The sequence below is a fragment of the Serratia sp. TSA_130.1 genome, assembly GCF_052691795.1.
Genome location: NZ_JBQZFS010000004.1, coordinates 285,547 through 299,693 on the forward strand (window position 1 = coordinate 285,547; position 14,147 = coordinate 299,693).

A 14,147-nucleotide genomic window follows, 5' to 3' on the forward strand; every position below is an offset into this window, starting at 1 on the left:
GCTGTGTCCTCAGATAGCGCCGACGGCGCTAAAAATGCGGCGATTAGCCCACGCTGTGTTCCAGGCTGATGGCCAAAAGTTTCTGCGCCTCGACGGCGAACTCCAGCGGCAGCTCGGAGAAAACGTCCTTGCAGAAACCGTTGACGATCATCGAAATGGCGTCATCCTCGCTGATGCCCCGCTGCAAGCAGTAGAACAGCTGGTCGTCGCCAATCTTCGAGGTGGTGGCTTCGTGCTCCAGCTGCGCGCTGTTGTTGCGCGCTTCAACGTAAGGGAACGTGTGGGCACCGCTGTCCGGCCCGATCAGCATCGAGTCGCACTGGGTAAAGTTACGGGCGTTTTCCGCCCCCGGCAGGATTTTCACCAGGCCGCGATAGGTGTTCTCGCTGTGGCCGGCGGAAATGCCTTTGGCGATGATGGTCGACCTGGTGTTTTTGCCGATGTGGATCATCTTGGTGCCGGTGTCCGCCTGCTGATGGCCGCTGGTCAGCGCCACCGAGAAGAATTCGCCGATCGAATTGTCGCCCTGCAGGATCACGCTCGGGTATTTCCAGGTGATGGCCGAGCCGGTTTCCGACTGGGTCCAGGACATTTTCGAGCCGGCGCCTTCGCACAGCGCGCGCTTGGTGACGAAGTTGAGGATGCCGCCCTTGCTCTCGCCGCCGGAGAACCAGTTCTGCACCGTCGAGTATTTCACTTCGGCGTCTTTATGCAGGATCACTTCCACCACCGCCGCGTGCAGCTGATAGCTGTCGCGAACCGGGGCGGAACAGCCTTCGATGTAGCTGACGTAGCTGCCTTCGTCGGCGATCAGAATGGTGCGCTCGAACTGGCCGGTTTTGGCGGCGTTGATACGGAAATAGGTCGACAGCTCCATCGGACAGCGCACGCCCTTCGGCACGTAGACGAAGGTGCCGTCGGAGGCCACCGCGGCGTTCAGCGCGGCGAAGAAATTATCGTTGGACGGCACCACGCGCCCCAGATACTGGCGCACCAGATCCGGGTATTCCTGGATCGCTTCGCCGAACGAGCAGAAGATCACCCCGCTCTCCGCCAGTTTTTCACGGTAAGTGGTGGCGACCGAGACCGAGTCGAAGATAGCGTCCACCGCCACCTCGCTGCCCTCGCGCACCGGCACGCCGAGCTGGTTGAACGCCAGCTCCACTTCGCTGGTCAGGTAATCTTTTTCCGTCGCCGCGCCCGGTTGCTGCTCGGCGCCGGGCTGCGAACCGCAGGCGTCGTCGCAGCTGCCGCAGGACGGCGCCGAATAATAACTGTAGTCCTGGTAGTTAAGGCGTTCGTAATTGGCCTTCAGCCAGTGCGGCTCTTCCATCTGCAGCCAGGCGCGGTAGGCCTCGAGGCGGAATTCCAGCATCCACTCGGGTTCGTTGCGCTTGGCCGAGATAGCGCGCACCACCTCTTCGTTGATGCCCTTGGCCAACTCATCGGTTGCCAGCTGGGTGAAGAAACCTTCTTTGTAGCGACCTTCGCTGACCCAAGCCTGCACTTCATTAGGCATTTCTACATTGCTTCGTGTCATGTTGATTGCATCGCTCAAACGCCAAAACTCTCGCCGCACCCGCAGGCATGCTGAGCTTTAGGGTTATTGAATTTGAATATCTGATTCAGCCCTTCGCGGACATAATCTACCGTGGTGCCGTCAATAAACGGCATCGCCTTCAGCGGCACATAGAGTTTGGCGCCGTCGCGCTCAAACAGCAGATCGTCATCGGCGGGTTCGCGGGTCAGATCCAGCACATAGGCAAAGCCGGCGCAGCCGGATTGTTTTACCCCTAGCTGCAGCCCTTTCACCTGCGGATCCTGCTGCATCAGTTTCGTTATTTGTCGTACGGCGCTGTCGCTGAGCGAAATGCCTTGCCAGACATTCTCGTCCAAAGAAAAAGTGCCGACATTTTCCGTTTGCATAGGGTCTACCTCACACTCGTGTTTGGCCACAGCCAATCTGGGTTACTTATATGTTAGTGATAACGATTATCACTTCAACCGTTTGTTTTGCGGGGGTATCCGCCGCGAGCGCGGTTTTTCGCTGCGGCGTGCGGCAAGCCAGCGGGACATCCGTGGCGGCTTGCGGCGTGTGGCGGCAAGGCGTGCATGCTATCCCTATGAATTTGTTCTTTATCCTGCATCACCGTACCGCACTCCCCGGTGGCCCGTCAGCGTTACAGCGCCGCGGTGCGTTGCCGATCTAAACATTCATAGAAAATACCTATTTCTGCATTCTGTCTGTCGTAAATGTGCGTTTATCGGCATTTTGCGCCGCGGCGCAAGGCGCGGCCTTTAAGTTAAAGTTTAGTCGCTCTGGGTTAAGTTGGGCCGTCGATGGCCTTTTACCCCCATGGAATGAAAAAACGCCGCCACGGGGATTGATCGGCAACGCGGCAGTTTATATGATAATGATTATCATTCAATTTGAATTTGAGCGCGAAGCCAATGACTCTTTCGATCAACGCATGGTTGCTGGGCAAGATTGATGACTACAAATTCAGCGTGCGCGACGCCACGGTGGACTTTTATATGGCCGAAGCGGCGCTGCGCCGCCCGGAATGCAATATTGATCATCTGAAGCGGTACAACAGCGTCAGCCTCACCATGGCCAATCTTTGCCTGGAGAACGGCGATGATGACAGCTATCTGCACGCGCTCAGCAAGCTGCACAACCGGCTGATCGTCGAGATCAACAATCCGCAGCGCTGCCAGCTGTTTCGGGTGCAAAGCTACCACTTCGCCCGCCACACGCTGACGCTGATCTGCCAAAAATATGCGATGGAAGGCACCTGGGAGAAGGCGAACGCGTTTCAGAAGGACTTCGTCAAACGCGTGCCGTTTCAGCTGTAAAACGAAGCGCTCCGCAGGCCGATCGCCTGCGGAAACCGGCGGGGATCAGTCGATGACCGCCGTGGTCAGACGCGAGGTGCAGCACAGCCGATCGCGCGCGTCGAAGATCTCTATCTGCCACACCTGATGACGGCGGCCAACGTGCAGTGCGCGGCACACCCCGCGCACCTGGCCATCGAACACCGCCCGCAGGTGGTTGGCGTTGATCTCCAGCCCTACCACCTTCTGTTCGCCTTCGCTGCACAGGTAGCCGGCCATCGAGCCCATCGATTCCGCCAGCACCACCGACGCCCCGCCGTGCAACAGCCCGAACGGCTGCCGGGTGCGGCCGTCCACCGGCATGGTGGCTTCCAGGAAATCCTCGCCCAGCTGAGTAAACTCGATGCCCACATGGCTGACCATGCAGCCGTCGCCGGCGCGGTTCAGCTGCTCCAGCGATGTTTCACGTTTCCACAATTTCACTCAATCATCTCCAGAAGTGCCTGTAATGGGTGGCGCACGCCATTGCCCTCAATGCGTTTCACCTGGCTGCGGCAGGAATAGCCGGTCGCCAGGCAGCGCTGACGCGGCAAACGCTGCAGCGTCGGATGCCATGATAGCTCATAAATACCGAGCGAGTTTTGCAGGTTCTTGGCTTCATGGCCGTAAGTGCCGGCCATGCCGCAGCAGCCGACGCTGACGTTCTCCAGTTTGGCGCCGAAGCGGGCGAAGATCGCCGCCCACTGTTGGCCGCTGGCCGGCAGCGCGGTGGTTTCAGTGCAGTGACCGAACAGATACCAGGGTTCGCCGGTCGCCGGCTGTTCGGCGCGATCCGCGATCCGCTGCTGCAGCCATTCATGCACCAGCTGCACCTGAAAATCGCCGCGCTCGGGGCCGAGGATCTCGCGGTATTCGTCGCGATAGCACAGCACCAGCGCCGGATCGACGCCCACCAGCGGCATGCCGAGCTGCGCCACGCGGTTGAGGAAATCGGCGGTTTTGCGCGCGGTGCGGGCGAACCGCGTCAGGAAGCCCTTCACATGCTGCGCCTTGCCGTTCGGCGAGAACGGCAGCAGCACCGGTTTATAGCCGAGCTTTTCCACCAGCCGAACGAAATCCGCCACCACTTTGGCGTCGTAATAGCTGGTGAACGGATCCTGAACAATCAGCACGTGTTCTTCGCGTTGCTCGGCGTTCAACCCTTCCAACTGTTCCAGCGTCAGCGTGGTCGCCCGGTGGCCTGACAGCTGCTGACGCAGCGTCGGGCTGGACAACAGCGGCAGATCGACCATGCCGACGGCGTTGCGGCTCATCTCCCGCAGCCACGGCTGGCGGAAGAAGAAGTTGAACACCTTCGGCGCGCGGGCCATCAACGGGGTATAGCTCTCTACGCCGGCGACCATGTAGTCGCTCACCGGGCGCAGGTAGCGGGTATGGTAAAGCTGCAGGAAGCGCGAACGGAACCCCGGCACGTCAATTTTGATCGGGCACTGGGTGGAACAGGCCTTGCAGGCCAGACAGCCGGACATCGCCTCTTTCACTTCGTGCGAAAAGTCGTACTCGCCCTTGCCGGCATGCCAGCTGTTGCGGGTTTTCTCGATTAGACCGCGCAAGCTGAGGCGCTGCTGCGGCAGCTGTTTCTCCAGCGCCAACGGATCGACGCCCTGCTCGGCCAACAGACGCAGCCACTCGCGCACCAGCGTCGCCCGCCCTTTCGGCGAATGGATGCGGTTGCCGCTGATCTTCATCGACGGGCACATCGGGCTGCGCACGTCGAAGTTGAAGCACAGACCGTTGCCGTTACACTCCAGCGCGCCGCGGAACGAGGTGCGCACCTCGACCGGTATCTGGCGATCGAAGGTGCCGCGTTTGACCGCATCCACCTGCATCATCGGCGCATCCACCGCCAGCGGCGCACAGATCTTGCCCGGGTTAAGACGGTTATCCGGATCGAACGCCGTCTTGATGCGGCGCAGCTCCTCGTACAGCGTTTCCCCGAAGAATTCAGGGCTGTACTCGGCGCGGAACCCCTTGCCGTGCTCGCCCCACAGCAGGCCGCCGTATTTGGCGGTGAGCGCCACCACCCGATCGGAGATCTGCTTCATCAGCACTTCCTGCTGGGGGTCGCACATGTCGAGCGCCGGACGCACGTGCAGCACCCCGGCATCGACGTGGCCGAACATGCCATAGCTCAGCTTGTGGTCGTCGAGCAGTTGGCGGAACTCGACGATATAGTCCGCCAGGTGCTGCGGCGGCACGCAAGTATCCTCGGCGAACGGGATCGGCTTGGCGCGCCCTTTGGCGTTGCCCAGCAGCCCGACCGCCTTCTTGCGCATGTTGTAAATGCGCTCGATGCCCGCCAGGTCGCCGCAGATCTGGTACCCGATCACGCCGGCCTGCCGCTGGGCGATCAGTTCATCCAGCCGTTGGCACAGGGTCTCCATCTGGCCGTCGATCAGCGCGCGATCGTCGCCGGCGAATTCGACGATGTTCAGCCCAAGCATCTCTTTGTCCGGCACGTCGGCGATCAGTTCGCTTACCGAATGCCAAACAATATCTTCACGCGCCAGATTCAGCACCTTGGAGTCGATGGTTTCCACCGACAGCGCCTTGGCCTCAACCATAAAGGGCGCATTGCGCAGCGCCGAGTCGAAGGAGTCGTATTTCACGTTAACCAGACGACGCACCTTCGGCAGCGGCGTGATGTCCAGCCGCGCTTCGGTGATAAAGGCCAGCGTGCCTTCCGCACCGGTGAGGATGCGCGTCAGATCGAAGGTGTGCAGATCGTCGCTCAGCACGTGGCGCAGGTCGTAGCCGGTGAGGAAGCGGTTGAGTTTGGGAAATTTTTCCAGGATCAGCGCGCGCTGCTCGCGGCAGCGATTCAGCACCGTGCGGTAGATGCGCCCTTCGGCGGTCTCTTCCAGGGCAATCGTTTCCGCCAGCGCCGTCGGCATGGCGCGGGTGTCGATCATCTCGCCGCCCAGCAGCACCGCCCGCAGGCCCAACACGTGATCGGAGGTTTTACCGTATACCAGCGAGCCCTGGCCGGAGGCGTCGGTGTTGATCATGCCGCCCAAGGTGGCGCGGTTGCTGGTGGACAGTTCCGGCGAGAAGAAGTAGCCGAACGGCCGCAAATATTGATTCAGCTGATCCTTGATGACCCCGGCTTCGACTTTCACCCAGCCCTGTTCGACGTTGATCTCCAGAATGCGGTTCATATGACGCGACATATCGACCACGATGCCGGTATTTAGCGACTGACCGTTGGTGCCGGTGCCGCCGCCGCGCGGGCTGAAGGTCAGCGTATTGAAACGCTCTTCCCCCGCCAGGCGGGCGATCAGCGCCACGTCGGCGGTGGAACGGGGAAACACCACCGCATCGGGCAACAGCTGGTAAATGCTGTTGTCGGTGGCCATCGTCAGCCGGTCGGCGTAGCTGGTGGCGGTATCGCCGTTGAATCCGTTTTGCTTCAGTGCTTCCAAAAAGTCGAGCACCCGTTGAACGAGGCCGGGCGCCTGAGAAATCTGTGGGATCATTCGCTTTTTTGACCCTGTCCGTCTATTTTTTATGCGCTGATGTACGCTGAATCGGGCCTTTAATTCAGACCCACCCTATTTTTTAGTGACACTAAAAACTAACATACTCGTTTAGTGAAGGCATTCACATTATTACCGCCCTGCGAGCGCCGCCACAGGCGGCCGCCCGGCGGTGATAAACCGACCGACAGGCACCCCGATTCGCCGGTGCCAGGGATTTAATTGACCAGGATGAGAACCCACTGATGCCACTCCCGCAATCGCGTTACGACTTACCGCGAATTATTTTCGGCGTGCTGTTTATCGCCATCATGATCGTCGCCTGTTTCTGGGTGATCCAACCGTTTATTCTCGGCTTCGCCTGGGCGGGCATGGTGGTCATCGCCACCTGGCCGCTGCTGCTCAAACTGCAAAAGCTGCTGTGGGGACGCCGCTCGCTGGCGGTGCTGGTCATGACCCTGCTGTTGATCCTGCTGTTCATTCTGCCCATCTCCCTGCTGATCAGCAGCGTGGTGGATAACAGCGCGCCGTTGATCGCCTGGGCCAGCTCGCCAGGCAAGCTGCATATTCCCGACCTCGCTTGGCTGCAATCCGTCCCGATGATCGGCGACAAGCTCTATACCAGCTACCATACGCTGGTTAACGCCGGCGGCGCCGCGCTGCTGGCGAAGGTACAGCCATACTTCGGCCAGACCGCCACCTGGTTCGTGGCGCAGGCGGCGCATATCGGCCGCCTGCTGCTGCACTGCGCGCTGATGCTGCTGTTCAGCGCCTTGTTGTACGCGCGCGGCGAACAGGTCGCGCTGGGTATCCGCCACTTTGCGGTACGCCTCGGTTCCGCGCGCGGCGATGCGGCGGTGCTGCTGGGCGGCCAGGCGATCCGCGCGGTCGCGCTGGGCGTGGTAGTGACGGCGCTGGTGCAGTCGGTGCTGGGCGGCATCGGTCTGGCGATAAGCGGCATTCCGGCCGCCACCCTGTTGACGATGCTGATCTTCATCTGCTGTGTGGCGCAATTGGGGCCGCTGTTGGTGCTGGTGCCGGCCATCATTTGGCTGTACTGGCACGGCGACACCACCTGGGGCACCGTGCTGCTGGTCTGGAGCTGCGTGGTGGCCACGCTGGATAACGTGCTGCGCCCGGTGCTGATCCGCATGGGCGCCGATCTGCCGCTGCTGCTGATCCTGTCCGGCGTTATCGGCGGTTTGCTGGCCTTCGGCATGATCGGCCTGTTCATCGGCCCGGTAGTGTTGGCGGTGTCTTATCGACTGCTGACCGCCTGGATGGATGAAGCGCCGGAGCCGACCACCGCGCCGGAGCAAGTGATCGAAGAACTGGAAAAACGTTAATCGCCCTCCCTTCCGCCCGCATCGCCGGGCGGAAGAGTTTCCCCTCTCACTACGCCTACCTCATTCGGGTAATATCTTCGCCAAATATAATGCCGTTGTTTATTGATTAAGGCGCGGCAAATGGAAAGGTGCAATGTAAATCCGTGTTTGCTGCAAAATGCAAAAAGAGATAACGCCCGCAAATAAATGGTGATACCGCTATCGATTAGGATGATTCTTAATGACTAGTCGCGTTCAAATATCTAGTATTATGGCCATCTATTGCTTCAAATCACTGATTTTAAAGCAACCTTTCTGAACAATGTAATGCCATACATGTGAATTGCTGTGTGTAGTCTTTGCCCATCTCCTACGATGGGCTTTTTTTTATTCTTTTTTCGCCAAATTGATTATTTAACGCGCCGTTATTTACATTCAGAAATAAAAAGGCCGCAGCGTAAACTGCGGCCGGGTATTAATGCCTTAGCAACGCCGAAGCCTTATTTCTTTTTCGACAAGTTGATCCAGGTCTGCACTACGGTATCCGGATTGAGCGACAGGCTATCGATGCCCTGCTCCATCAACCACTCGGCGAAGTCTTCATGGTCGGACGGCCCCTGGCCGCAGATACCGACGTATTTGCCGTGGCGTTTGGCCGCCTGGATCGCCATCGACAGCAGCGCTTTCACCGCGTCGTTGCGTTCGTCGAACAGTTCCGACACCACGCCGGAGTCGCGATCCAGCCCCAGCGCCAGCTGGGTCATGTCGTTGGAGCCGATGGAGAAACCGTCGAAGTGCTCAAGGAACTGATCCGCGAGCAGCGCATTGGACGGGATCTCGCACATCATGATCACTTTCAGCCCGTTTTCGCCGCGCTTCAGCCCCTGACGCGCCAGCTCGGCCACCACCGCTTCCGCCTGCGCCACGGTGCGCACGAACGGCACCATGATTTCGACGTTGGTCAGCCCCATTTCGTTACGCACGCGTTTCACCGCTTCGCACTCCAGCGCGAAGCAATCGCGGAAGCTGTCGGCCACGTAGCGGCCGGCCCCGCGGAAGCCCAGCATCGGGTTCTCTTCGTGCGGTTCATACTTGTCGCCGCCCACCAGGTTGGCGTACTCGTTGGATTTGAAGTCGGACAGACGCACGATCACGCGCTTCGGCCAGAAGGCGGCGCCCAGCGTCGCGATCCCTTCGGTCAAACGACCGACGTAGAACTCGACCGGGTGGTCATAGCCCTGCATCAACGCGCGAATTTCGTTTTGCAACGCCGGCGTTTGCTGATCGAACTCCAGCAGCGCGCGCGGGTGCACGCCAATCATGCGGTTGATGATAAATTCCAGCCGCGCCAGGCCCACGCCTTCGTTCGGCAAACGCGCGAAGTCGAAAGCGCGATCCGGGTTGCCGACGTTCATCATGATCTTCAGCGGCAGATCCGGCAGTTCGGTCACTTCGGAGCTCTGCACGCTGAAGTCCAGCATGTCGCTGTAAACGAAGCCGGTGTCGCCTTCCGCACAGGATACGGTGACTTTCTGGCCGTCTTTCAGCACGTCGGTGGCGTGGCCACAGCCCACTACCGCCGGAATGCCCAGCTCACGGGCGATGATCGCCGCGTGGCAGGTGCGCCCGCCGCGGTTGGTGACGATCGCGGCGGCTTTCTTCATGATCGGTTCCCAATCCGGGTCGGTCATGTCGGTGACCAACACGTCGCCCGGCTGGATGCGATCCATTTCGCTGATGTCGTGGATCACTTTCACCGGGCCGGCGCCGATGCGGTGGCCGATGGCGCGGCCTTCCACCAGCACCGGGCTGGAGCCGTTCAGCTGGTAGCGCTCCATGGTCTGCTCGTTGGAGCGTACGGTCTCCGGGCGTGCCTGCACGATCAGCAGCTTGCCGGTATGGCCGTCTTTCGCCCACTCGATATCCATCGGGCGACCGTAATGTTTTTCGATCAGGATCGCCTGCTGCGCCAGCGCCTGCACTTCTTCATCCGTCAGCGAGAAACGGCTGCGCTGCGCTTCCGGCACGTCTTCGATGCGCACCTGCTTGCCGTGATCCTGCGACGGCGCGTACACCATGCGGATTTTTTTCGAGCCCAGGTTGCGGCGCACGATCGCCGGCTTGCCTTTTTGCAACGTCGGCTTGTGCACATAGAACTCATCCGGGTTCACCGCGCCCTGCACCACCATCTCACCCAGACCGAAGGCGGAGGTGATGAACACCACCTGATCAAAGCCGGACTCGGTGTCGATGGTGAACATCACGCCCGAGGAGGCCAGATCGGAGCGCACCATGCGCTGTACGCCCGCCGACAGCGCGACGCCGCGGTGGTCGTAACCCTGGTGCACGCGATAAGAGATGGCGCGGTCATTGAACAGCGACGCGAACACGTGCTTGATCGCCACCATCACGGCGTCGATGCCCTGCACGTTGAGGAAGGTTTCCTGCTGGCCGGCGAAGGAAGCGTCCGGCATGTCTTCCGCCGTGGCGGAGGAGCGCACCGCAAAGGAGGCTTCCGGTTCGCCGTCGGCGAGCTGTTGGTAAGCCTGATGAATTTCACGCTCGAACTCGGCGTGGAACGGCGTGTCGATCACCCATTGGCGGATCTGGGCACCGGCCTTGGCCAGTTGTGCAACGTCGTCAACGTCAGTCTGATCCAGTAACTGATAGATGCGCTGGTTAACACCGCTTTGTTCGAGGAAATCGTTAAACGCCTGCGCGGTGGTGGCAAAACCGTTCGGCACGGCCACGCCCAAATCGGAAAGATTGGTGATCATTTCACCGAGGGAAGCGTTTTTGCCGCCGACACGGTCAACGTCGTGCATGCCAAGCTGGTTGTACCAAAGCACATTACGCAAGTCTGGGCCATTGTTGGACATCGAGACAATCCTTATTGCTATCAGTAGGGTAAAGACGGATTTAATTCGCTTGCTTTACGGCGCCGCTAAACGCGGAGCCGAATCAGACTAGCACACTGATCCGGGGAAAATGGAAAGGTGAATCGATCAACCCACTGAAGAAAGTGGTTTTTAAGAGAATGTCCTAACCGGCTGATTTGCCTGGGAACCGTTCCCAAACGCACGAAAAGCTTAGTTCTCAACAAATTACGTTCTTTTTAAACTTCTGTTTTAATGACCGCGCAAACGCTACCGTTTTTGGTGAAAATAACGGCAAACTCGCGCTTCAGGTGGAAAAGCGCCGCTGGGCCGCACTTTTTATGGCCGCTAATCGCGCTTTCCGCCCGCGCCGCCGCATGGCGGTTTATCGCCCCGCCGTCACAATTTTTTCTCTCGTCCCTTTACCGACGGATCGTCTGCGGCCCATGATATTGACAGTGATGACAGCAGGAACACCGTTTTCAGGTAAGGAGCCTCGGGTGGAAAGAAGCGTTTTTTATATTTCGGATGGTACGGCGATCACCGCCGAAGTGCTGGGACACGCGGTGCTGTCGCAGTTCCCGGTCACGGCGACCACCTATACCCTGCCGTTTGTCGAAACCGAGGCCCGCGCGCGCGCAGTTCGCCAGCAAATCGATGATATTTACCATGAAACCGGCGTGCGCCCGTTGGTGTTTTACTCCATTATCTCGCCGGAAGTGCGCGATGTGATCGTCCAGAGCCAGGGCTTCTGCCAGGATATCGTGCAGGCGCTGGTCGGCCCGCTGCAGGGCGAGCTGGATGTGGAACCGACGCCGGTGCCGAACCGCACCCACGGCCTGACCGCCAGCAATCTCGGCAAGTACGACGCCCGCATCGCCGCCATCGACTATACCCTGGCGCACGATGATGGCATTTCGCTGCGCAACCTCGATCAGGCGCAGGTGATCCTGCTCGGCGTCTCGCGCTGCGGCAAAACCCCCACCAGCCTCTATCTGGCGATGCAGTTCGGCATCCGCGCCGCCAACTACCCGTTTATCGCCGACGATATGGACAATTTGCATCTGCCGGCCTCGCTGAAACCGTTTCAGCATAAATTATTCGGCCTGACCATCGATCCGGAGCGCCTGGCGGCGATCCGTGAAGAGCGGCGCGAAAACAGCCGTTACGCCTCCTTGCGCCAGTGCCGCATGGAAATCGCCGAGGTCGAGGCGCTGTTCCGCAAAAACCAGATCCGCTACCTCAACACCACCAACTATTCGGTCGAAGAGATCTCCACCAAAATCCTCGATATCCTCGGCATGAGCCGCCGCATGTTCTGATCTTTCCCCGCGGGGCCATCGCGCCCCGCCGCCTGCCGTTTATTTCAGCAGCAGCTGATTTTTTTGTGCTTTTTTTCGCGGCTTTGATCAACAGAACGCAATCTCTACGGTTGAATTCAGCGCTTTTTGCGTTATTGTGATCGCCATCACTTCCCGGCGCTCCTGCCGCAGAGAAGAACAGTTTCCAGGGAACAACATGCACAAAACAGATGAACTGCGGACCGCGCGCATCGACAGCCTCGTCACGCCGCAAGCGTTGGCGGATAAGCTGCCGATCTCGGCGGCCGTCGCCGATAACGTGACAGCGTCACGTAAACGCATTGAAAAAATCCTTACCGGTGAAGACCGCCGCCTGCTGGTGGTGATCGGCCCCTGCTCCATCCACGATCTCGACGCCGCCGTCGATTACGCCGGCCGGCTGAACGCCCTGCGCGAACGCTACCAGGATCGCCTGGAGATCGTGATGCGCACCTACTTCGAAAAACCGCGCACCGTTGTCGGCTGGAAAGGCCTGATCTCCGATCCGGCACTGGACGGCACCTTCCAGGTCAACCGCGGCATCGAAATGGCGCGCCGCCTGCTGCTGGAGGTGAACCAGCTCGGCCTGCCGACCGCCACCGAATTCCTGGACATGGTCGTCGGCCAATACATCGCCGATCTGATCAGCTGGGGCGCCATCGGTGCGCGCACCACCGAAAGCCAGATCCACCGTGAAATGGCCTCGGCGCTCTCCTGCCCGGTCGGCTTCAAAAACGGCACCGACGGCAACACCCGCATCGCCATCGACGCCATTCGCGCGGCGCGTGCCGGGCACATGTTCCTGTCGCCGGACAAACATGGTCAGATGACCATCTACCAGACCAGCGGCAACCCGTACGGCCACATCATCATGCGCGGCGGCAAAACGCCGAACTACCACGCCAGCGATATCGCCGCCGCCTGTGACAGCCTGCGTGAATTCGATCTGCCGGAGCACCTGGTGATCGACTTCAGCCACGGCAACTGCCAGAAGATGCATCGCCGTCAGTTGGAAGTGGCCGACAATGTCTGCCAGCAGATCCGCGCCGGCTCTGCCGCCATCACCGGCGTGATGGCGGAAAGCTTCCTGGTGGAAGGCACGCAGAAAATCGTCGCCGGCCAGCCGCTGACCTATGGCCAGTCGATCACCGATCCTTGCCTGAGCTGGTCCGACAGCGAACAACTGCTGGCGATGCTGGCGGATGCCATCGATAGCCGCTTCTAGCCTATCGCAGGCCGGGGCCACGCCCCGGCTTTATCTCCCCTGTTTCGCTCATCTATACTGATCGCAATCCTTTAACACCCGCCGCAACGCACTGGGAGCCCCGGCATGATTCACTCTCTGTTATCCATCCCCTGCGTCACGCTGCAGGGCGAGCAAAAAACGCTGGGCGATTTCCCGGCGCGCGCTTACCTGGTGGTCAACACCGCCAGCAAGTGCGGCTTCACCCCGCAATACCGCGGGCTGGAAAATTTGTGGCAATACTATCGCGAACGCGGGTTGATGGTGCTCGGCTTCCCTTGCAACCAGTTTGGTTCTCAGGAGCCGGGCAGTCCGCTTGAGATCGCCAATTTTTGCAGCCTCAACTACGGCGTCAGTTTCCCGCTGTTCAACAAAATAGAGGTCAACGGCCCCGGCGCCCATCCGCTGTTCAACGAACTGAAACGCCTGGCGCCCGGCATTCTGGGCAGCCGCCGCATCAAATGGAATTTCACCAAATTCCTGCTCACCGCCGATGGTCAACGTGTCACGCGCTTTGCGCCGATCACCAAACCTGAGCGTCTGTTCGACCGTATCGAAACCCTGCTGAAATAATCCCCTCTTTTTTACGGGCCGAGCGCGTTCGGCCCGTCGCCGGATGTCCGTTCGGCAAAAAGGTTCCATCGGTAAGAAAATTTTCCTTGATGTAACCTTTCCATCACATGATAATGATTCTCAATTTGATATTAATTACCATTTAATGGTCTGTTTTATAAGCACAAAGATGATGGATACTGCCAACACGCCAACTCCCGCCGCCGCGGCCCCGACCGAGCACAGCGCAAACGCGCCGCCCAGCTACGACAGCGCACAGCTGCTCGGCGCCGACGGCATCGCGTTCATTACCCATCAGGGCCAGCGCTATCAACTGCGGCAGACCAAGGCAGGGAAATTGATCCTGACCAAATAACCACAGAATCCTCAAACGCCAGCCACCCCGATCTTGTGATCCAGGCAGCCAGCAAATCTATTGA

The 14,147-nt window shown here is 59.6% G+C and carries 11 protein-coding genes and 1 other RNA gene; 7 read left to right on the forward strand and 5 right to left on the reverse strand.

Annotated features, from left to right (window positions below; genetic code table 11):
• Nucleotides 1-43 precede the first annotated feature (43 nt).
• Both sufB and sufA read right to left on the reverse strand, forming a co-directional pair.
• Nucleotides 44-1,540, reverse strand: a complete 1,497-nt coding sequence (gene sufB / locus ACUTQY_RS17000; protein ID WP_004931367.1) for a Fe-S cluster assembly protein SufB — start codon at nt 1,538-1,540, stop codon at nt 44-46.
• A 14-nt stretch (nt 1,541-1,554) separates the two neighbouring features.
• A complete protein-coding gene (gene sufA, locus ACUTQY_RS17005; RefSeq protein WP_004931368.1) occupies nt 1,555-1,926 on the reverse strand; it encodes a Fe-S cluster assembly scaffold SufA in 372 nt (123 codons plus the stop codon).
• A 525-nt stretch (nt 1,927-2,451) separates the two neighbouring features.
• On the opposite strand from sufA, the gene ACUTQY_RS17010 reads away from it, so the two are divergent.
• Nucleotides 2,452-2,856 (forward strand): hypothetical protein, encoded by a 405-nt coding sequence (locus tag ACUTQY_RS17010; protein ID WP_004931369.1) that lies wholly within the window; start codon nt 2,452-2,454, stop codon nt 2,854-2,856.
• Between the two features lie 45 nt (nt 2,857-2,901).
• Here ACUTQY_RS17010 and menI read toward each other — a convergent pair whose 3' ends face one another.
• Together menI and ydiJ are read right to left on the reverse strand one after the other, a co-directional pair.
• Nucleotides 2,902-3,318: a 1,4-dihydroxy-2-naphthoyl-CoA hydrolase gene (gene menI / locus ACUTQY_RS17015; RefSeq protein ID WP_016927938.1), complete on the reverse strand. Its 417-nt coding sequence runs from the start codon at nt 3,316-3,318 to the stop codon at nt 2,902-2,904.
• Nucleotides 3,315-6,371, reverse strand: a complete 3,057-nt coding sequence (ydiJ, locus tag ACUTQY_RS17020; RefSeq protein WP_046686957.1) for a D-2-hydroxyglutarate dehydrogenase YdiJ — start codon at nt 6,369-6,371, stop codon at nt 3,315-3,317. Before ydiJ ends, menI begins: the two co-directional genes overlap by 4 nt.
• Before the next feature lie 245 nt (nt 6,372-6,616).
• On the opposite strand from ydiJ, the gene ydiK reads away from it, so the two are divergent.
• Nucleotides 6,617-7,717, forward strand: a complete 1,101-nt coding sequence (gene ydiK / locus ACUTQY_RS17025) for an AI-2E family transporter YdiK (RefSeq protein WP_033642902.1) — start codon at nt 6,617-6,619, stop codon at nt 7,715-7,717.
• 260 nt (nt 7,718-7,977) lie between these two features.
• Nucleotides 7,978-8,087, forward strand: an RNA gene (rprA, locus tag ACUTQY_RS17030) — antisense sRNA RprA.
• Between the two features lie 109 nt (nt 8,088-8,196).
• Here rprA and ppsA read toward each other — a convergent pair.
• Nucleotides 8,197-10,575: a phosphoenolpyruvate synthase gene (gene ppsA / locus ACUTQY_RS17035; RefSeq protein ID WP_033652719.1), complete on the reverse strand. Its 2,379-nt coding sequence runs from the start codon at nt 10,573-10,575 to the stop codon at nt 8,197-8,199.
• A 458-nt stretch (nt 10,576-11,033) separates the two neighbouring features.
• On the opposite strand from ppsA, the gene ppsR reads away from it, so the two are divergent.
• The 4 genes from ppsR to hemP all read left to right on the forward strand — a co-directional run bounded on the left by ppsR (nt 11,034) and on the right by hemP (nt 14,083).
• Nucleotides 11,034-11,894, forward strand: a complete 861-nt coding sequence (gene ppsR / locus ACUTQY_RS17040; RefSeq protein WP_160880175.1) for a posphoenolpyruvate synthetase regulatory kinase/phosphorylase PpsR — start codon at nt 11,034-11,036, stop codon at nt 11,892-11,894.
• 196 nt (nt 11,895-12,090) lie between these two features.
• The gene (locus ACUTQY_RS17045) at nt 12,091-13,137 is read left to right on the forward strand and encodes a 3-deoxy-7-phosphoheptulonate synthase (RefSeq protein ID WP_033642899.1); all 1,047 of its coding nucleotides are present in this window, start codon (nt 12,091-12,093) and stop codon (nt 13,135-13,137) included.
• Nucleotides 13,138-13,242: 105 nt separating this feature from the next.
• Nucleotides 13,243-13,728, forward strand: a complete 486-nt coding sequence (locus tag ACUTQY_RS17050; RefSeq protein WP_033642898.1) for a glutathione peroxidase — start codon at nt 13,243-13,245, stop codon at nt 13,726-13,728.
• Between the two features lie 172 nt (nt 13,729-13,900).
• Nucleotides 13,901-14,083, forward strand: coding sequence for a hemin uptake protein HemP (gene hemP, locus ACUTQY_RS17055; RefSeq protein WP_016927944.1), 183 nt, complete (start codon nt 13,901-13,903; stop codon nt 14,081-14,083).
• The last annotated feature ends 64 nt before the right edge of the window (nt 14,084-14,147 follow it).